At 60.4% G+C, this 18,287-nt stretch carries 15 protein-coding genes; 10 read left to right on the forward strand and 5 right to left on the reverse strand.

All coding sequences use genetic code 11. The annotated features are described in order from the left end of the window. Positions 1–78 precede the first annotated feature (78 nt). A complete protein-coding gene (locus RD1_RS02995) occupies positions 79–435 on the forward strand; it encodes a hypothetical protein (protein ID WP_011566971.1) in 357 nt (118 codons plus the stop codon). A gap of 65 nt (positions 436–500) precedes the next feature. Here the strand turns inward: RD1_RS02995 and RD1_RS03000 are convergent, their stop codons facing one another. Beyond that, positions 501–695, reverse strand: coding sequence for a DUF1674 domain-containing protein (locus RD1_RS03000; RefSeq protein ID WP_011566972.1), 195 nt, complete (start codon positions 693–695; stop codon positions 501–503). An 85-nt stretch (positions 696–780) separates the two neighbouring features. Here RD1_RS03000 and RD1_RS03005 point away from each other — a divergent pair, with 85 nt between their 5' ends. The 7 genes from RD1_RS03005 (at position 781) to RD1_RS03035 (ending at position 9,346) form a co-directional block, all read left to right on the forward strand. After that, complete coding sequence (locus RD1_RS03005; RefSeq protein ID WP_011566973.1) at positions 781–2,052, forward strand: RsmB/NOP family class I SAM-dependent RNA methyltransferase; 1,272 nt, start codon at positions 781–783, stop codon at positions 2,050–2,052. A gap of 107 nt (positions 2,053–2,159) precedes the next feature. After that, on the forward strand, positions 2,160–3,905 hold the full coding sequence (locus RD1_RS03010; protein WP_044033315.1) for a heparinase II/III family protein: 1,746 nt from the start codon (positions 2,160–2,162) through the stop codon (positions 3,903–3,905). 19 nt (positions 3,906–3,924) lie between these two features. After that, positions 3,925–5,511, forward strand: a complete 1,587-nt coding sequence (purH, locus tag RD1_RS03015) for a bifunctional phosphoribosylaminoimidazolecarboxamide formyltransferase/IMP cyclohydrolase (protein WP_011566975.1) — start codon at positions 3,925–3,927, stop codon at positions 5,509–5,511. 14 nt (positions 5,512–5,525) lie between these two features. Then, the gene (gene lspA, locus RD1_RS03020; protein ID WP_011566976.1) at positions 5,526–6,011 is read left to right on the forward strand and encodes a signal peptidase II; all 486 of its coding nucleotides are present in this window, start codon (positions 5,526–5,528) and stop codon (positions 6,009–6,011) included. Positions 6,012–6,077: 66 nt separating this feature from the next. Then, positions 6,078–6,581, forward strand: a complete 504-nt coding sequence (locus RD1_RS03025) for a DUF3035 domain-containing protein (protein ID WP_011566977.1) — start codon at positions 6,078–6,080, stop codon at positions 6,579–6,581. Between the two features lie 114 nt (positions 6,582–6,695). Next, positions 6,696–8,030, forward strand: a complete 1,335-nt coding sequence (locus RD1_RS03030) for a M16 family metallopeptidase (RefSeq protein ID WP_044033316.1) — start codon at positions 6,696–6,698, stop codon at positions 8,028–8,030. Next, on the forward strand, positions 8,027–9,346 hold the full coding sequence (locus RD1_RS03035; protein WP_105880307.1) for a M16 family metallopeptidase: 1,320 nt from the start codon (positions 8,027–8,029) through the stop codon (positions 9,344–9,346). Before RD1_RS03030 ends, RD1_RS03035 begins: the two co-directional genes overlap by 4 nt. Positions 9,347–9,388: 42 nt before the next feature. Here RD1_RS03035 and RD1_RS03040 read toward each other — a convergent pair whose 3' ends face one another. Both RD1_RS03040 and deoC read right to left on the reverse strand, forming a co-directional pair. Continuing rightward, positions 9,389–11,731, reverse strand: coding sequence for an aldehyde dehydrogenase family protein (locus tag RD1_RS03040; protein WP_011566980.1), 2,343 nt, complete (start codon positions 11,729–11,731; stop codon positions 9,389–9,391). A gap of 27 nt (positions 11,732–11,758) precedes the next feature. Continuing rightward, entirely contained in the window at positions 11,759–12,763 is a 1,005-nt protein-coding gene (gene deoC, locus RD1_RS03045; RefSeq protein WP_044033317.1) for a deoxyribose-phosphate aldolase, read from the reverse strand. Between the two features lie 131 nt (positions 12,764–12,894). Here deoC and mutL point away from each other — a divergent pair, with 131 nt between their 5' ends. Beyond that, the gene (gene mutL, locus RD1_RS03050; protein ID WP_011566982.1) at positions 12,895–14,727 is read left to right on the forward strand and encodes a DNA mismatch repair endonuclease MutL; all 1,833 of its coding nucleotides are present in this window, start codon (positions 12,895–12,897) and stop codon (positions 14,725–14,727) included. After that, the gene (locus RD1_RS03055) at positions 14,724–15,959 is read left to right on the forward strand and encodes a DNA recombination protein RmuC (protein WP_011566983.1); all 1,236 of its coding nucleotides are present in this window, start codon (positions 14,724–14,726) and stop codon (positions 15,957–15,959) included. Before mutL ends, RD1_RS03055 begins: the two co-directional genes overlap by 4 nt. A gap of 91 nt (positions 15,960–16,050) precedes the next feature. Here RD1_RS03055 and uxuA read toward each other — a convergent pair whose 3' ends face one another. Both uxuA and RD1_RS03065 read right to left on the reverse strand, forming a co-directional pair. Beyond that, positions 16,051–17,238, reverse strand: a complete 1,188-nt coding sequence (gene uxuA, locus RD1_RS03060) for a mannonate dehydratase (RefSeq protein ID WP_011566985.1) — start codon at positions 17,236–17,238, stop codon at positions 16,051–16,053. Beyond that, a complete protein-coding gene (locus RD1_RS03065; RefSeq protein WP_011566986.1) occupies positions 17,235–18,287 on the reverse strand; it encodes a Gfo/Idh/MocA family protein in 1,053 nt (350 codons plus the stop codon). The genes uxuA and RD1_RS03065 overlap by 4 nt, the downstream gene beginning before the upstream one ends.

Consider the following 18,287-nt stretch of genomic DNA (forward strand, 5'->3'; position numbering starts at 1 on the left):
CTTTTTCACACGAAAAATGATCTGATCCGATGGGTTCTGCGTACCGTTAGAAAGCAATTCAAGTGGAGTAAGAACACAATGCGCATTGCTCTATCATCCCTGACGATCGCGGCAACACTTATCGCGGCTCCCGCCTTTGCAGAGTTTTCCAAGGTCGATGACCAATCCGAATTCGTGGCGTTGATCAGCGGCAAGGAATTGCGCCGCCCCTTCGTCAATCTGGAAGTCACACCCGATGGCGCTATCAACGGATATGGTGCCGCCTGGCCAGTGACGGGAAACTGGACGTGGAGAGATGGCTATTTCTGCCGCGATATTTATTGGGGCGGGGACCCTCTGGGCTATAACTGTCAGGAAGTTCAGGCAACCGAGGACCGCATCCGCTTCACCTCAGACCGGGGTGCCGGCGATTCGGCGGAGTTCCGTCTGCGGTGATGCCGCTTCATTCGTGTTGGGGCGGTTAAGCGGCCCTGTATTGTAAAACGCAAGAAGGCATCGCGTCAGAAATCGACGGCGATGCCTTTTCTTTCCCAATCCCCGTAACGGACGGGTTCAGGCCCCTCTCTGCCGCCAAGTTCCGGGGGCATGTTCATGTCTTTCGCTTTCTTACGCCGGGCCTCGGCTTCGGCCAATGCGCGTTGCGCGGCGGGTGGCAGATCGCTGATGTCTTGCGTGTCATCACTGTCTTGGGTCATTTCGCTCTGTCCTCTGGCTTGCGTCTTGATATACGTCGCGCTGCGGGGCAGGCAAGGCACCCGTATGACAAGGAGCACCCGATAGATGGCAGACACAGGCCTTCCGGCGCGCAGAAGCGCTGTTTACCTGCTGGACCAGATCCTTGGGGAAGGCCGCCTGATGTCGGAGCTTCTGACAGCGGGCACGCTTGACAAGCTGGAACCCGAAGACCGCGCGCGCGCAGCCCGACTGGCGCAGGACACCCTGAGGGGGTTGGAGCGCGCCGATCGCATCTTGCAAAAACACCTGTCCAAATATCCGCCTTTGACGGTGCGCAATGCCTTGCGGGTCGGAGCGGTGGAACTGTGCACCGGAACCGCCGCGCACGGCGTGGTGAACGCAATGGTGGAACTGGTATCGCGCCACAAACATTACAGTCACCTTAAAGGGCTGACGAATGCTGTTCTGCGCAAGGTCGCTGCGGACGGGCCCGCGGCATGGGATGCTTTGCGCGCGCCCCGTCTGCCCAAGTGGCTGCGCGGCCCGCTGGTTGAGGCCTGGGGCGCGGATGCGATGGCGCGTATGGAGATCGCGCATTTTGCCGGTGCGCCGCTTGATCTGACCGCGAAATCCGACGCCTCCGCTATCGCCGCGCTGACAGGTGGTACAGTGTTGCCAACCGGGTCCGTGCGGGTTGAAAATGCAGGTCAGGTCTCGGCCATGCCGGGGTTTTCTGACGGAACATGGTGGGTGCAGGATGCCGCCGCCGCCTTGCCCGTGCGGATTCTGGCGCCGCAGCCCGGCGAAACCGTGCTTGATCTCTGCGCAGCCCCCGGTGGCAAGACGATGCAACTGGCTGCCGCCGGTGCGCGGGTCACGGCGGTGGATGATTCTTCGGTGCGCATGGGCCGCGTCGCGGAAAACCTCGCGCGCACGGGCCTCAAAGCCGAGGTGCTGGTGCAGGATGCGCGCGCCACGTCGGGGACATTTGACGCGGTGTTGCTAGATGCGCCCTGTTCCGCGACGGGTACGATCCGCCGCCATCCCGATCTGCCCCATGCCAAGGACGGGTCGGAGTTTGGCGATCTGATTGCCATGCAGTCTGAACTGATCGACCACGCCTGGGACCGCGTGAAACCCGGCGGACGGTTGGTATTTTGCACCTGTTCCCTGCTGCCTGATGAAGGCGAAGTGCAGGTGGACGAGGCGCTGGAACGGCATGAAGACATGCGCACGGATGCAGACGCCCTTGGTGTTCCCGGCGTAGATCCCGCGTGGCGCACCTCCGAGGGGGGGCTGCGATTGCGGCCTGATTACTGGTCTGATCTGGGCGGTCTGGATGGATTTTACATCGCCGTGCTGCGCAAGGCCGGGTAACATCGCGGCCATATAAGGTTGCGGGTCGACAAAGAGCGGTGACTCGCAGCGGGCGGCGCGCTATCATGCCGCAAAGCGTCGTCAGAACGCGTCAGGCAGAGATCGCAATGTCCCAAAGCAAGAGTTTTGCAGCCAGAAAGGTGCATTTCCTGAACCGGTGGCACGCCACCCGCGCCGGGCGCATGCGGTCCCGGCCAGTTGGATTCGTGTCATCGCCTGAACCCCGCACGATTGGCAGCTACGCGCGCGGGCGGCAGTTGCTGGCGGGGAATTTCCTCTTTGCAGGCCATCTGCTTGAGAGAAAAGACGCGGACATCTGGGATTTGCCGCCCCCCAATGAAGACTTCAGTCTGGAGCTCAGCGGGTTTCAATGGCTTGACGATCTGGCTGCTGTCGGAGATGCGGCGGCGCGCGGCAAGGCGCAGGCGTGGCTGTGGGGATGGATCGAACGGTATGGGCGTGGACGTGGTCCCGGCTGGACGCCCGATCTGACCGGGCGCCGTCTGATCCGCTGGATCAACCACGCGATATTCCTGCTGCGCGGCAGCGACGGTCCGGACAGTGACACGTTTTACCGCAGTTTGAACCAGCAGACGCATTTCCTGTCGCGGCGATGGCAGGGTGCCGCCAGTGGCCTGCCCCGGTTCGAGGCGCTCACCGGTCTGATCTATGCGGCTTTGTCGCTGGAGGGGATGCAGGCCATGGCGATGCCTGCTCTCAAGGGTCTGGCGCGCGAGTGTCGTACGCAGATCGACGCGCAAGGGGGCCTGCCCTCGCGCAATCCCGAAGACCTTCTGGAAGTGTTCACGCTGCTGACGTGGACAGCCGCAACGCTGAAAGAAGCCGGGTATGCCCCGCCCAGAGAACACCTCGAAGCCATTGCGCGGATCGCCCCGACCCTGCGCACACTGCGCCATGCGGATGGTGGTCTGGCGCGGTTTCATGGTGGCGGGCGCGGGGCCGAAGGCTGGCTTGATCACGCCCTTGCGCAGGCGCGGATCAAGACACAACAACCCGATGGGTTGTCGATGGGTTTTGCGCGCCTTTCGGCGGGGCGCACCAGCGTGATCATTGACGCCAGCGTGCCCCCGGCCGGGCGCGCGTCATTCAACGCCCATGCCTCCACACTTGCGTTTGAGGTCACCTCCGGGCGTCGCCCCCTGATCGTCAATTGCGGCTCGGGGCGTACCTTTGGCCCGGAGTGGCGGCGGGCCGGGCGTGCAACGCCGTCCCATTCAACACTGGCGTTGGGGGGCTATTCCAGTGCGCGCCTTGGCTCGGCGGACCCTGCAACTGGGGGCGAGCCCCTGATCGAAGCGCCAACCCACGTGCCCATCGAGATCACGGATGCATCGGACGGCATCCGGTTTCAGGGTGGGCATGATGGCTTTGTGCCAACCCATGGTCTGACCCATGCACGCACGCTTGAGATGACGTTTGACGGGCGCGGCATTGCGGGTGAGGATATGCTGCTTGCCATGGGAGACCGCGAAAAGCGGCGATTTGATCTGGCGCTGGATGCGACCAAATTGGCCGGTATCGGCTTTGAAATCCGCTTTCATCTGCATCCGGATGTGGATGCGACACTTGATATGGGCGGGGCGGCGATCTCCATCGCCTTGAAAAGCGGTGAGATCTGGGTGTTTCGCCATGATGGCAGTCAAAAGCTGAAACTCGAACCCTCGGTCTATCTGGAGGTGGGCCGTTTAAAGCCACGCTCGGCAAATCAGATTGTGCTTGCCGGTCGGGCTATGTCATATGCGACCCGTGTCAGGTGGTCTTTGTCCAAGGCGCAGGAAACTGCGATCGGGGTGCGGGACCTGAGCCGAGATACCCTGAATTACACCGATTAGATCGCCCAAAGGACCAGATATGACCGACCTTGCCCCGCTGCGCCGCGCGCTTCTTTCCGTTTCAGACAAGACCGGGCTGGTGGCGCTGGGGAAGGCGCTGGCCGCGCGCGGTGTCGAGCTTTTGTCGACCGGGGGCACGGCGCGGGCGCTGCGCGACGCCGGGCTTGAGGTCAAGGATGTGGCCGAGGTCACGGGATTTCCGGAAATGATGGACGGGCGGGTCAAGACGCTGCACCCGGCGGTTCACGGCGGTTTGCTGGCGCTGCGCGACAATGACGATCACCTCGCGGCCATGCAGGAACATGGGATCGCGGGCATAGATCTGGTGGTTGTGAACCTCTATCCGTTTGAGCAGACGGTCGCCAAGGGCGCGCAATACGACGAAGTCATTGAAAACATTGATATCGGTGGGCCAGCGATGATCCGGTCTGCTGCCAAGAACCACGGGTTTGTCAGCGTGGTGGTGGATGTGGAGGATTACGATGTCCTGATCGCGCAACTGGAGGCGTATGACGGGCACACGACCTATGCCCTGCGCCAGCGCCTTGCCCAGACCGCATATGCGCGCACCGCTGCCTATGATACGGCGGTGAGCACATGGATGGCCGCGCAGGTGGGTGAACCGCCACGGCGACGCAGCTTTGGGGGCACGCTGGCGCAAACACTGCGGTATGGCGAGAATCCACATCAGGATGCGGCGTTTTACCTCGATGGATCGAACAGCCCCGGCGTTGCCACCGCGCGCCAGCTTCAGGGCAAGGAGCTGTCATATAACAATATCAATGACACGGATGCGGCCTTTGAGCTTGTCAGTGAATTTGACCAGGGGGATGGGCCTGCCTGTGCCATCATCAAACATGCAAATCCTTGCGGCGTGGCGCGGGCCGAGACACTGACTGAGGCGTACAGGCGCGCCTTTGATTGTGACCGCACCTCTGCATTCGGGGGCATCATTGCGCTCAACCAACCGCTGGACGGGGCGACCGCCGAAGAGATTTCGTCGATTTTTACCGAAGTTGTCATCGCGCCGGGTGCGGACGCAGAGGCACAAGAGGTTTTTGCCAAAAAGAAGAACCTGCGCCTGCTCACCACGGACGGGCTGGCGGACCCCACAGCGCCGGGTCTGGCGATCCGGCAGGTGTCGGGGGGGTATCTGGTGCAGGACAGGGATACCGGTCGCTTGTCGGCCGATGCGCTTCAAATCGTCACCAAGCGTGCGCCAAGCGATCAGGAAATGGCCGATCTGATGTTTGCCTGGACCGTCGCCAAACACGTCAAATCCAATGCCATCATCTATGTCAAAGACGGCGCGACCGTCGGCGTCGGTGCTGGGCAGATGAGCCGGGTCGACAGCACGAGAATCGCCGCCCGCAAGGCACAGGACATGGCCGAGGCGATGGGTCTGCCTGCGCCACTGACACAAGGGTCGGTCGTGGCCTCTGATGCGTTTTTTCCCTTTGCCGACGGGTTGATCACAGCAGCCGAGGCCGGGGCGACCGCGCTTATCCAGCCGGGTGGATCGATGCGCGATGATGAGGTTATCGCCGCCGCGGATGAGGCAGGTCTCGCGATGGTGTTTACCGGCATGCGTCACTTCAGGCACTGAACAAGGGGGCCGCCATGCGTTTGCTCTATGGGGCTGCCGTGATCGCGTTTCTGGTGGATCAGGTCAGCAAATACATCGTGATTCACATGATGGAATTGTGGCGCATTCGTGCGGTCGATGTTTTCCCGCCCTTTGTGAATTTTCGCTATGGCGAGAACCGGGGTATCAATTTTGGCCTGTTTGACGGCGGGTCGGACGCAGCGCGGTGGGCTCTGATCGGCGTGGCGCTCGCCATCTGCACGTTCGTTTACATCTGGTCGCGCAAATCGCAACTGGCGGGATGGGCGGCGGCGGCGGCCGGCCTGTTGATCGGCGGCGCGCTTGCGAATGTACTGGATCGGTTGATCTATGGCTATGTGCTGGATTTTCTGAACATGTCGTGCTGCGGCATCGACAATCCGTTCGTGTTCAACCTCGCTGACGTTTTCATTTTCATGGGCGCGATCGGCTTGGTATTCCTTGCGCCGGACCCGAAGGCCGATGCCAACAAGGGCGGTTGAAAAAAGGTCAGTGACAACCGCCGTCGCTCTGGCGTATTGAGAAGTAACCGTGAGGAGACATGTTTCATGCGCATGAAAGTGCCATTTCTTCTGTTAGCCATGACCTTGGCCGCCTGCTCGAACCAGGGGCTGAAAACCCTGTCGTCCACATCGCGGGGCCCCGATGAATTCATTGTCGAGCCGAAAGCGGAACTGACGCTGCCGCCTGATTTCTCCAACCTGCCGCAACCAACGCCGGGACAGGCGAACCGCACCGACACCGACCCTCTGGCGGAGATGGTGGTCGCGCTAGGGGGCAGGCCGGGGGATGCATCCGCGCCGGTGCCATCCTCGGATGGTGCCCTCGTGACAGCGGCAAGCCGGTTTGGCGTTTCCCCTGACATCCGCCAGTCACTTGCAACTGAAGATGCGGAATTCCGCAGAACTCAGTCACGCTTTACGCAGTTCAAGATTTTTCCCGAAGATGTTTACAACCAAGTCTATCGCGATCAGGCGTTGGACCCGCGTGAAACTGCCGAGGCATGGCGTCGCGCTGGCGCCCGTACACCCAGTTTTCCGCCTCCGGGATAACCTGAAATTAACAGGAAGCCGCTCACATTCGTGACAGCGTGCCTTGAACCATGGCTTTTGCAACGTACCTAACTGCGCAGACCTATGTGTTTTTACTTTGCGAAAGGATTGCACATGTTGCGATGTACTGCGTTTGCGGCGCTTTTGAGCCTGATACCCGTCACCCTGAGTGCCGGCGAAGAGGCGGTGACGACCTTCGAGCTCGAAAATGGCATGCAAGTGGTCGTTGTCGAAGACCACCGCGCCCCCGTGGTTCAGCACATGCTCTGGTATCGCGCCGGATCAGCGGATGAGCCCAAAGGGTCTTCAGGTGTTGCACATTTCCTTGAGCATTTGCTGTTCAAGGCGACCGACACTTTGGCCGAGGGCGAACTGTCCGCTACAGTTGCGCGAAACGGGGGGCGCGATAATGCGTTCACCTCCTATGACTACACGGCCTACTTCCAGCGCGTCGCGTCAGACCGCCTTGGGTTGATGATGAAAATGGAAGCGGACAGGATGAAAAACATTCGCCTGACGGAGGAAAACATCGCGACCGAGCGCAACGTGATCATTGAAGAGCGTAACCAACGCACCGAAAACAATCCCGGTGCCCTTTTCGGGGAGCAGATCAACGCGGCACAGTTTCTCAACCACCGCTACGGTGTGCCGATCATCGGCTGGATGCACGAGATGGAAACGCTTGATATGGAGGACGCGCTTGGGTTTTACGAGATCTATTATTCGCCCAACAATGCCGTTCTGGTCGTGTCTGGTGACGTGACGCCCGAAGAGGTGCGCGCCTTGGCCGAAGAACACTACGGCGCAATTCCCAGCAATCCCGACCTGCCCACCCGGATGCGCACACAGGAGCCGCCGCAAACGGCGGAGCGGCGTTTGATCTATCGCGATGCGCGTGTCGCACAGCCCTATGTGCGCCGTTCGTATCTTGCGCCGGAACGCGACCCCGGCGCGCAGGAAACTGCAGCGGCACTTGTGTTCCTGAGCGAGATTTTGGGCGGTGGCACGACTTCATTCCTTGCTGAAGAGTTGCAGTTCAACAATCAGTTAGCGACCTATGCGGCCAGTTTTTACCGCCCGGTTTCGCTCGATGATACCACGTTCAATCTGATCGTGGTGCCGCGGCCTGACGTTTCGCTGCAGGAAGCCGAAGATGCGATGGATGCCGCTCTTGCCAAATTCATGGAAACCGGTGTCGATCCTGAACAGCTTGAGCGGATCAAGTTCCAGATCCGCGCTGATCAGATTTATGCCCGCGACGATGTGGACCGGATCGCCAACCGATACGGTCAAGCCCTGACATCCGGTCTTACGGTTGAGGACGTGCAGGTCTGGCCCGACGTCCTGCAGGCTGTGACAGAAGAAGATATCATGGCCGCGGCGCGTGAGGTTTTTGACCGCCGCGCATCGGTAACAGGCTGGATTATGCGCGAAGAGGTGACACAATGATGCGATTGATGATGACAATTGCTGCGGTTCTTTGTCTGGCGCTCCCGGCGTCTGCGACCGTGGATATCAAGGAAGTCAACACGCCCGGCGGGCTGACGGCCTGGCTGGTCAAAGACCAGTCGATCCCCTTCATGGCGCTGGAAATTCGGTTCCGGGGCGGTGCGTCGCTGGATGTGGCGGGTAAACGTGGGGCGACCAATCTGATGACCGGGCTGTTGGACGAAGGCGCTGGCGACATGGACGCGCGCGCATTTGCACGTTCTGTCGAAGGGCTGGCAGCTTCGATCAGCTTTGGTGTGGACGATGACGCGCTGTCGGTCTCGGCGCGTTTTCTCACCGAGAACCGGGATGAGGCTGTCGCGCTGCTGCGCGCCGCGATGCTGGAACCACGGTTTGATGCCGATGCGATAGAACGGGTGCGCGAACAGGTGATCAGCGGCATCGAGTCCGACGCGAAAGACCCGGATGCGCTGGCCAGCCGCGCGATGGATCAGATGATGTTTGGCGATCATCCATACGCGACCAACCTTTCGGGCACCGTATCGTCGGTTGAAGCGCTCACGCGCGACGATCTGGTAGAGGCGCATCGAAACCTGCTGGCACGCGACCGCATCTACATCGGCGCCGTCGGTGATATTACCGAGGAGGATCTCGCCGCTTTGCTCGACGGATTGTTGGGCGCATTGCCGGAAGAAGGCGCGCCAATGCCACCACGTGCAAACGTTGAAATTTCCGGTGGGATCACTGTGGTTCCCTTTGAAACACCCCAATCCGTCGCGCGCTTTGCGCAAAAGGGGATCAAGCTGGACCACCCTGACTATTTCACCGCCGTTGTTCTGAACCATGTCCTGGGCGGTGGGTCGTTCGAAAGCCGCCTGATGGATGAGGTGCGCGCAAAACGCGGGCTCACCTACGGGGTGTATTCCTATCTTGCGGGCAAAGATCTGGCGGAGGTTTATATCGGCTCTGTCAGTTCGGCAAATGACCGCATTGCGGAGGCCATCGAGGTTATCCGCGATGAATGGGAAAAGGCAGCGACCGAAGGTGTAACGGCACAAGAGGTTGAAAACGCCAAGACCTTCCTGACCGGCGCGTACCCTTTGCGCTTTGATGGCAACGGTCCGATCGCGAATATCATGGTGGGCATGCAAATGCTTGGTCTGCCGATCGACTATATTGCGACGCGCAATGAGCGGGTCGAGGCGGTCACTGTCGAAGGCGTCAAACGCGTTGCCGGCGAACTCCTCGAACCGGAAAACCTGCACTTCGTCGTGGTCGGTCAGCCCGTCGGGCTCGAAACTACGCCCGGCAATTAAAGCGTGGGCATATCTGCCCCGACCAGCGCGGGGCAGACGGTCTTATTCCCCGTAAGGAATCCAGACGTTTTTCACTTCTGTCGCGGCTTCCAGAAAGGCCCGGCCTTCACCGTCTGGGCCATTCCAGTCACGGGCCCGCCCATGGTTGACCCATGTGCGTTTGAGGTTGCTGGCAGCGGCTTTTTCAACCGTTTCCGACAAGCCAGCCGCACCGAAACACCATACTGCATCAACATCCATATGCCCCGCGAGCGGTGCGGCACTATCGGCATGATCTCCGGTAAGAATATTGACGACACCGGCAGGGACATCCGAGGTCTCAAGCACCTGTACGAAGTCGGTCGCTGCAAGTGGAAAGGGCTCAGATGCTGCCAGAATGACCCGGTTTCCCATAGCAATGGCAGGCGCCATGCAGGAAACAAGCCCAAGCAGGGGGGCCTCGTCGGGACAGATCGCACCGATCACGCCTACCGGTTCCTTCATCCCCAAGGCGACGCCGCGCAGGGGGACCCCGTGTATCTGACCGTCGAATTTGTCCGCCCATGCCGCATAGGTAAAGAGCCGCTGCACCGTTGCCTCAACCTCTGCCGCCCCGCGCGTACCACCCTGCAAAGCGTTCAGCCGGGCGGCGAACTCCCCGGCGCGCGCCGACAGGTTCTCGGCGATGTAGTACAGGATCTGCGCGCGCAGATGCCCGGTTGTTTTTGACCATGCACCGGCGCTGCGCGCGGCCTCCACGGCATTGCGCACATCCTTGCGGTTGGCCAGTGACACATGACCCGCCAGCCCGCCCGATTTATTGAAAACGGGCCTTGAATAGCCGCCATCCGGGCGTGCCTGTTTCCCCCCAATGTACAGTTTGGAGGTGCGATCTATCGCGTCGGCGGGTGATGCCTTGCCCGTAACGCGGGCGATTTTCCTCAGCGGTTTTGGTTTGCTCTTCGGTTTTGTGTAGGCAGCCAAACCTTCCCAACCGCCTTCGCGCCCGAAACCGCTTTCGCGCACACCGCCGAACCCGGCTGCGGCGTCCATCATGTTGGTGCCATTGATCCAGACGATCCCGGCGGCAAGTTTGGGTGCGATGTCCAATGCAAGGTTGATGTTCTCGCTCCAGACCGTCGCCGCGAGGCCATAGCGCGTGTTGTTCGCGAGTTGCACGGCCTCCGCCGGGGTGCGGAACGTGGTTGAGACGAGAACGGGGCCAAAGATCTCTTCCTGCATCAACGTATCGGCAGGGTTGAGCCCGGTGATCAATGTGGGCGGGTAAAACGACCCTGTTTGCGGGATCGTGACCGGCGCCACATGGGTGTCGCCGGACCGGTTCGCAGAGACGAGGCCGGAAATGTGACTGACCTGAACCGGATCAACAATCGCGCCCACATCAGTGTTCTTGTCCATCGGATCGCCCACGCGCAGCTTGTCCATCCGTGCGCGCAGTTTCCTGTAAAACACATCCGCCACCGGTTCGTGGACCAGCAGTCTTGAACCGGCACAACAAACCTGCCCCTGATTGAACCAGATCGCATCCACCAGCCCTTCGACGGCGCTGTCGATATCGGCATCGTCGAAAACGATGTAGGGTGATTTTCCGCCCAGTTCCAAGGTGAGCGCCTTGCCACTGCCTGCGGTCTGTTCGCGAATGCGGCGGCCGACCTCGGTGGAGCCGGTGAAAGCGATCTTGTCGACTGGGGCGGCAACAACCCTTTCACCAACCGCGCCATCGCCGATCACGATATTTACGACACCCTTGGGCAGACCGGCCTGCGTGCAAATCTCAGCAAACAGCAACGCGGTCAGAGAGGTGTATTCCGCCGGTTTCAACACCACCGTGTTGCCCATCGCCAGCGCGGGCGCGATTTTCCACGCAAGCATCAAAAGCGGGAAATTCCAGGGGATGATCTGACCACAAACGCCAATCGGCGCGCGGTCTGCCAGTTCGGTCGGCATCAGCTGCGCCATGCCTGCGTGGAAATAGAAATGGCGTTGTGCAAGCGGGATGTCAATGTCGCGCGCCTCGCGAATGGGTTTGCCATTGTCGAGCGTTTCGAGCACCGCAAACAGCCTGCTGTGTTTTTGCAACAGGCGCGCCAGAGAATAGAGAAACCGCGCACGCCCATGCCCGCCCAGTTTTTCCCAGCGCGGTTGCGCCCGGCGAGCGGCAGCAACTGCGCGGTCCACATCATCCTGTGTTGCCTGGCTGAGCCGCGCGAGCGTCTCGCCCGTGGCGGGGTTTCGCGTTTCGAACCCTTCACCGGGGGACGTAAATGCACCGTCGATGAAATGTCCGAATTGCCCGCCCTGTTCAGCAATCCAAGCCAGCGCGTCCGCAGCACTTTCAGGGGCTGTGCCATATTCCATCGAAGCGAAGATTTCAGATACGGTCATTGGAGGCTCCCGGCGCGGCGTGTTGGTTTAACTGGTGGCATGACGATACCCGGCGGAATACTGGCCGGTCACATGGTGTTCTAACTGCCGCTCGATGTCGTTGAGTAGCGAGGATGCGCCAAATCGAAACAGGTTCGGCGCAAGCCACGCTGTGCCAAGCTCTTCCTTGATCAGCGCCAGATAGGTGAGCGCGTCCTTGGCCTTGGAAATGCCCCCTGCCGGTTTGTAGCCGACGCGGTAACCGCTGCGTTCGTAATAGTCCCGGATGGCGCGGATCATGACCAATGTGACAGGCAGCGTGGCGTTGACGCTTTCCTTGCCGGTCGAGGTTTTGATGAAATCCGCCCCGGCCATCATGCACACCATCGAGGCGCGCGCCACGTTGCGCAGGCTGCCCAATTCGCCGGTAGCCAGGATGGCCTTTACATGCGCGTTCCCGCAGGCCGCGCGGAAGGCGCGCATTTCGTCATAAAGGGCCTGCCAGTTGCCGGTCAGCACATGGCGGCGTGAAATCACGATGTCTATTTCTGCCGCACCCGCTGCCACGCTCTCCTCTATTTCCGCGATGCGCAGATGTAGCGGGGAAAGCCCTGCGGGAAACCCCGTGCTGACCGCCGCCACCGGAATGCCGGACCCCTCAAGCGCGCGCAGCGCCGCCGGGATCATTTCGTGATAGACGCAGACCGCGCCGGTTTTGATGTCATCCACGCCAAGTGCGCTCAGCAAGCTGTCCGACACCGGGTGCATCGCCTTGGCGCACAGGCGTTCGACGCGCCGTTCGGTATCATCGCCAGACAGCGTTGTGAGGTCGATACAGGTGATCGCGCGCAGCAACCACGCCGCCTGATGCGCCTTTTTGACAGAGCGGCGTGCGGGCAATGTTGCCGCGCGGCGTTCAATGGCAGAGGTATTGGCCTGCAGGCGCATCACCCAATCCATGTCCAGATCCATCCCCGGATTGCGCGGCTCAACGACCTGCGGCAAGGCTTGCTGCGCGGTTTGCGATTGGGGGGCGGTATCGGTTGTTTCCATGATGCACATCCTGTGTCCGGGAGAGTCGGAAAGTCGCATGACCCATGTATCTTGGCAAGCGGTCTGACATGTCCGAGGCTCCGCGTGTTACGGGTTTCAGAATCGTGCCAAAGCATGCTAAGTGTAGTATCATGAACGTAGCGAACCCCAATATAGGCGCAAGTCGGCCCGTAATCCGCCAGTTGGACGAGGGGGCCGTGAACCGCATTGCGGCAGGTGAGGTGGTGGAACGCCCTGCCTCTGCCATCAAGGAACTCGTCGAAAATGCACTCGATGCAAGCGCGCGCAAGATCGCGATTGATTACGGGGATGGTGGCAAGACACTGATCCGGGTTCAGGATGATGGCTGCGGGATGACGGCCACTGATTTGCCGCTGGCCTTGTCGCGTCATGCGACGTCCAAGATTGACGGCAGTGATTTGCTGAACATCCAGACATTCGGGTTTCGTGGGGAGGCGTTGCCGTCTCTGGCTGCCGTTGGCCGGCTGACGATTGTCACGCGCGCCGGTGGCGATGACGGGGTCGAGGCGAGCGTTTCAGGCGGGGATGAAAAGCCACTCAAGCCAGCGGCCTGCAACCCGGGAACGACGGTCACGATCCGCGATCTGTTTTACGCCACGCCAGCGCGGCTGAAATTCCTGCGCAGTGATCGGGCGGAGGCGCAGGCGATTATCGACGTGGTCAAACGCCTCGCCATGGCGGAGCCTTTCGTGCAGTTTGTGCTGCGCGATGTCTCCGGCGATGGACCGGGCCGTGAAGTGTTTCGCGCCGACGCGCAGCAGGGCGATCTGTTTGGCGCGTTGCATGGGCGGCTTGCGCGCGTTCTGGGCCGTGAGTTTGCAGAAAATGCGCTGGCAATTGATGCGGAACGTGAAGGGTTGCATCTGACGGGCTTTGCGGCCCTGCCGACCTATTCGCGCGGCTCCGCTGTGGCGCAGTATTTTTTCGTCAACGGACGCCCGGTCAAGGACAAGCTGCTGGTTGGGGCGCTCCGGGGTGCCTATTCCGATTTCCTGAGCAGGGACCGCCACCCGGCCGCGGCGCTGTTTCTGGATTGTGATCCCAAACTGGTCGATGTGAATGTCCACCCGGCCAAATCAGAGGTGCGGTTTCGCGACCCCGGTATCGCGCGCGGCCTGATCGTTTCAGCGCTGCGCCACGCGCTGGCCGAGGCAGGCCATCGTGCATCAACGACTGTCAGCACAGCGACCCTTGGGGCGATGCAGCCTGAACCCATCGGCGCGCGCGTCTACCAGATGGATCAAGCCTCAAGGCCGGTGTCCGCGCCGCCGCCGCAAACACCGGCTTTTCAGGAGGTTGCCGCGCCTTGGGGGCGTGTGGCAGAAACAGACCCTGACGAGCAAACGGCAGGTGATCCCGGTGACTATCCGCTTGGTGCGGCGCGCGGTCAGGTGCATGAGAACTACATCATTGCGCAGACCGCGACCGGCATGGTCATCGTCGATCAGCACGCCGCGCACGAACGTCTCGTCTATGAAAAGCTGAAACGCCAGATGGCGGAGAATGGGGTCGCTTCGCAAGCCTTGCTGATCCCTGAGATTGTTGAACTGTCCGCCGCTGATTGCGCGTCTTTGATGCAGATTTCCGATGACCTGGCCCGGTTGGGTTTTGTTGTGGAGCCTTTTGGCGGGGATGCGATCGCGGTGCGTGAGACACCGGCCATTCTCGGGGTGGTGGATGCACGCGCGCTGATACTGGATATTCTGGATGAGCTTGCGGATCAGAACGCGTCTGAAAACATACGCATGCGTATAGATGCGATCCTGAGCCGGGTGGCCTGCCATGGGTCGATCCGCTCGGGGCGCTGGATGAAAACCGAAGAGATGAATGCCCTGCTGCGCGAGATGGAGGCGACGCCGCATTCCGGGCAATGCAACCATGGGCGGCCCACATATGTGGAACTCAAACTGTCCGACATCGAACGCTTGTTTGGCCGCACATGATCGAGTTTGCGGGACATACGATTGATCTCACGGACCCCGTTGTTCTGGCGGCAATGGGCGGCGGTGCTGTGGTTCTGCTGATCCTTGTGCTGCTTGTGATGGCAGTGCGGGCGGCGGCGCGCTCGGCGAAATCGACCGAGCCTTTGATGCAGCAATTGGGTGTGTTGGGGCAGCATGTGCAGCATCTTTCGGCGGGTCAGGAACAGTTGCGCGGTGGTTTGCAGACGGTGTCGGACACGCAGGCCAATGCGCAGACACAGGTGATACAAACGGTTGAGGCGCGCCTTGCCGCCGTGCAGCAGCAGATGCAGGATCGGTTGGCGGACAACGCGATGCGCTCGCAGCGCGCATTGACCGATATGCAGGAACGCATGAAAGAAACGCTGCATGGCTCCAGCAAGCAGACGACCACGTCCCTGACCCAGTTGCAGGAACGGCTGGCCTCCATCGACAAGGCGCAGGACAATATCACGAAACTATCCGGTGACGTATTGTCCTTGCAGGACATCCTCAGCAACAAACAAACGCGCGGTGCCTTTGGCGAAATCCAGCTGCACGATATCGTCTCCAAAGCGTTGCCGAACGACAGCTATGCCTTGCAGCATACTTTGAGCAATGGAAAACGCGCGGATTGCCTGATCCATCTGCCAAACCCACCGGGCCCGATTGTGATCGACAGCAAATTCCCGCTGGAGGCTTACGAACAATTGCGCGCTGCTAAAACGGAGTGGGACCTCAAAGACGCGGTTGCGAAAATGAAAACGGCCGTCACGAAACACATCAATGATATCTCTGAAAAATACATCATTGAGGGCGAAACGGCGGATGGCGCGCTGATGTTTCTACCGTCCGAAGCCGTCTATGCTGAACTTCATTCAAATTTCCCCGAACTTGTGCGCAAGGGGTTTGACGCGCGGGTCTGGATTGTTTCACCCACCACATGCATGGCGACGCTGAACACGATGCGGGCCATTCTGAAAGACGCCAGAATGCGCGAACAGGCCGGTGCGATCCGCAAGACGCTCAAGATGTTGCACCGGGATGTGGAACTGGTTGTGGAACGGGTCGGCAAGCTGGACACGCATTTCAGGCAGGCGCAGCGTGACGTGCATGAAATCAGCACAGCAGCGGAACGCGCAGGCAAGCGCGCGGTCAAACTGGACAACTTCGACTTTGAGGAGTTGTCGCAGGAGGATGACAAGATCCTGCCCCTCACCCGCACTGAGGCTTGAAGTGTGGCGCGAAATACCTGAAACACGCATTGCTGCCTGACATCAAAGGTTTCAACGCGTTACGTGATCTACGGGTATTGCGTCAGACGCTCTAGGCCGCGTCAAACGCCGCCATGATCCCGCGCAATTCCGCAAGGCCCCGCATGCGCCCGATCAGCGGATAGCCAGGCATGCTGTCGCCGCCCAGATCGCTGAGCAGTTCCTGCCCATGATCAGGGCGCATGGGGATTTCCCAATCGGCACGGCCTGCGGCTTTACGGCGCTGTTCTTCGGCCAGCAGCGCCTTGATGGTGGCGACCATATCGGTGTCGCCTTCCAGATGCGCGGCCTCAAAGAAATCTGGTCGCGCCCGGTCTGATCCGGGCAGGCGTTTGGTATTGCGCAGGTGCACAAAGTGGATCTTGTCGCCAAGGCGGCTGACAAACTCGACCGGGTCGAAACCTTCCGCCACGCCGAGCGATCCGGTGCACAGTGTCGCACCATTTGCCGGGCTGGGAACGGCATCAAGGATATGCGCATAGTCGTCCGTGGACGACATGATGCGCGGCAGACCCAGCAGTGAAAAGGGCGGATCATCCGGGTGGCAACACAGGCGCAGGCCAAGCTCTTCGGCGACGGGACACACCTCGGACAGGAAATCAATGAGGTTCTGGCGCAGTTGTGTGGGCGAAATGTCCTGATAGGTCGCCAGATGCGCCCGCACATCATCCGTCGTCCACTTGTCGTTGGACCCGGGCAGGCCCGCGACGATGTTGTTCTGAAGTGCGACCCGCTGCGCGTCGGTCAGATCGGCAAACCGCTGTGCCGCCATTTCTTGCAACTCTTGCGAATAATCCGCGGTAGCGCCGTCCCGTTGCAGGATATGCAGATCAAACACGGCAAAATCGAGAAAACAGAACAGCATGGCCGTCCCACCGTGGGGTTGTTTTGCACGCAGTTCGGTTCGGGTCCAATCGAGGATCGGCATGAAGTTATAGCAGATGGTGCTGATACCAGCCGCTGCCAGATTGCGCAGGCTTTTCTTATAGGCCAGCAGATGATCTGCCATCTGCGGGCTTTGCGTCTTTATGCTTTCCGAAACGGGAAGGCTTTCGACAACCGTCCAGTCAAAGCCCTGTTGGTGCAGCATATCCTGCCGTTGCCGGATCGCTTCGGGCGTCCAAAGCGCACCGGGCAGGATATCATGCAGGGCGCTCACGATGCCTTGCACCCCGACCTGATGCAGATCGGGCAAGGCGATCTTATCTGCGGGTCCGAACCAGCGCCAACATTGTTTCATGGTATCCATCCGTTGAATAAGGGGTGAGCCGATGACAGCGGCAACGAAACACGCGCGCCGCTTCGGGCAGAATGATATACCGCGCTCACCAGTTCAATAGAGGCCGCACCATCGGCGAGCGAAACAGCACCAGATGGCCGCCCCGCCAGATCATCTGCAATAGCCGCCAGAAACCCTGTGAAACCCGACGCTTCATCCGGGGTTTTTGTCAGGGCGTGATCAATATCTGGCTGGTCATTCGGGTCGCGGGCCATGAAGGACCAGTCTGATGTGCCGGGCGCATAGGGATTTGAACCCGATGTGACGGTCAGCTTTTCAAACACGAACCGCAGGCGCGTTTCATCTGTTGCCGCCCCGAGGGTGATGTTGCTGGTTGCCAGTGCCCCATTCGCCATCTCAAAGGTCAGTGCCGCACAGTCCTCCGTTTCGATCGGATTGACGCGGGTCGTCGTCACCGCTGAAACGGCGCGGACTGGTCCCATGAAATGGGTCAGCAGGTCATGGGCGTGGATGGCATGGCCAAGAACCGCACCGCCCTGTTCGCCCGCCCATGTGCCGCGCCATGGCACGTCATAATAGGTACTGTCCCGCGACCAATGCGTTTCCAGCGCGGCCACCAGGGGCTGGCCCAAGAGGTCTGCGCGCTGCAGGTGGCGCAGCTGTGCACATGAACGACCCCAGCGATATTGAAAAACTGGATATACCTTTCGGTTGTGGCGTTTGGCGGTCTGGGCAATCTGTTCCACCCCGGCGAGGCTGGTGGCCAGCGGTTTTTCACAGATGGCATTTTTGCCCGCAGCCAGTGCTTCCAGCGTGACGGGCAGATGCAGGTGCGGGGGCAGGCAAATGTCGATCAGGTCAATGTCGGGCCTTGCAAAAACGCCGTTCCAATCTGGTGTGATCAGGAAATCATGCGTGCCGCGCAGCGCCTCGGCACGGGTTTGATCCTTGTCCACAAGGGCCACAACCCGGAACAGATGCGGCAGCGCCTGATAGGCGGCAAGATGTTGCGCGCCGATTCCGGCCCCCAGAATGGCGACATTCAACAT

The sequence above is a fragment of the Roseobacter denitrificans OCh 114 genome, assembly GCF_000014045.1.
In the GTDB taxonomy this organism is placed as follows: Bacteria; Pseudomonadota; Alphaproteobacteria; order Rhodobacterales; family Rhodobacteraceae; genus Roseobacter; species Roseobacter denitrificans.

What these genes read in the sequence shown, in the direction of transcription:
- RD1_RS02995 (WP_011566971.1), top strand. Translation starts at nt 79, where the DNA reads ATGCGCATTGCTCTATCATCCCTGACGATCGCGGCAACACTTATCGCG.
- RD1_RS03000 (WP_011566972.1), bottom strand. Translation starts at nt 695, where the DNA reads ATGACCCAAGACAGTGATGACACGCAAGACATCAGCGATCTGCCACCC.
- RD1_RS03005 (WP_011566973.1), top strand. Translation starts at nt 781, where the DNA reads ATGGCAGACACAGGCCTTCCGGCGCGCAGAAGCGCTGTTTACCTGCTG.
- RD1_RS03010 (WP_044033315.1), top strand. Translation starts at nt 2,160, where the DNA reads ATGTCCCAAAGCAAGAGTTTTGCAGCCAGAAAGGTGCATTTCCTGAAC.
- purH (WP_011566975.1), top strand. Translation starts at nt 3,925, where the DNA reads ATGACCGACCTTGCCCCGCTGCGCCGCGCGCTTCTTTCCGTTTCAGAC.
- lspA (WP_011566976.1), top strand. Translation starts at nt 5,526, where the DNA reads ATGCGTTTGCTCTATGGGGCTGCCGTGATCGCGTTTCTGGTGGATCAG.
- RD1_RS03025 (WP_011566977.1), top strand. Translation starts at nt 6,078, where the DNA reads ATGCGCATGAAAGTGCCATTTCTTCTGTTAGCCATGACCTTGGCCGCC.
- RD1_RS03030 (WP_044033316.1), top strand. Translation starts at nt 6,696, where the DNA reads ATGTTGCGATGTACTGCGTTTGCGGCGCTTTTGAGCCTGATACCCGTC.
- RD1_RS03035 (WP_105880307.1), top strand. Translation starts at nt 8,027, where the DNA reads ATGATGCGATTGATGATGACAATTGCTGCGGTTCTTTGTCTGGCGCTC.
- RD1_RS03040 (WP_011566980.1), bottom strand. Translation starts at nt 11,731, where the DNA reads ATGACCGTATCTGAAATCTTCGCTTCGATGGAATATGGCACAGCCCCT.
- deoC (WP_044033317.1), bottom strand. Translation starts at nt 12,763, where the DNA reads ATGGAAACAACCGATACCGCCCCCCAATCGCAAACCGCGCAGCAAGCC.
- mutL (WP_011566982.1), top strand. Translation starts at nt 12,895, where the DNA reads ATGAACGTAGCGAACCCCAATATAGGCGCAAGTCGGCCCGTAATCCGC.
- RD1_RS03055 (WP_011566983.1), top strand. Translation starts at nt 14,724, where the DNA reads ATGATCGAGTTTGCGGGACATACGATTGATCTCACGGACCCCGTTGTT.
- uxuA (WP_011566985.1), bottom strand. Translation starts at nt 17,238, where the DNA reads ATGAAACAATGTTGGCGCTGGTTCGGACCCGCAGATAAGATCGCCTTG.
- RD1_RS03065 (WP_011566986.1), bottom strand. Translation starts at nt 18,287, where the DNA reads ATGTTGAATGTCGCCATTCTGGGGGCCGGAATCGGCGCGCAACATCTT.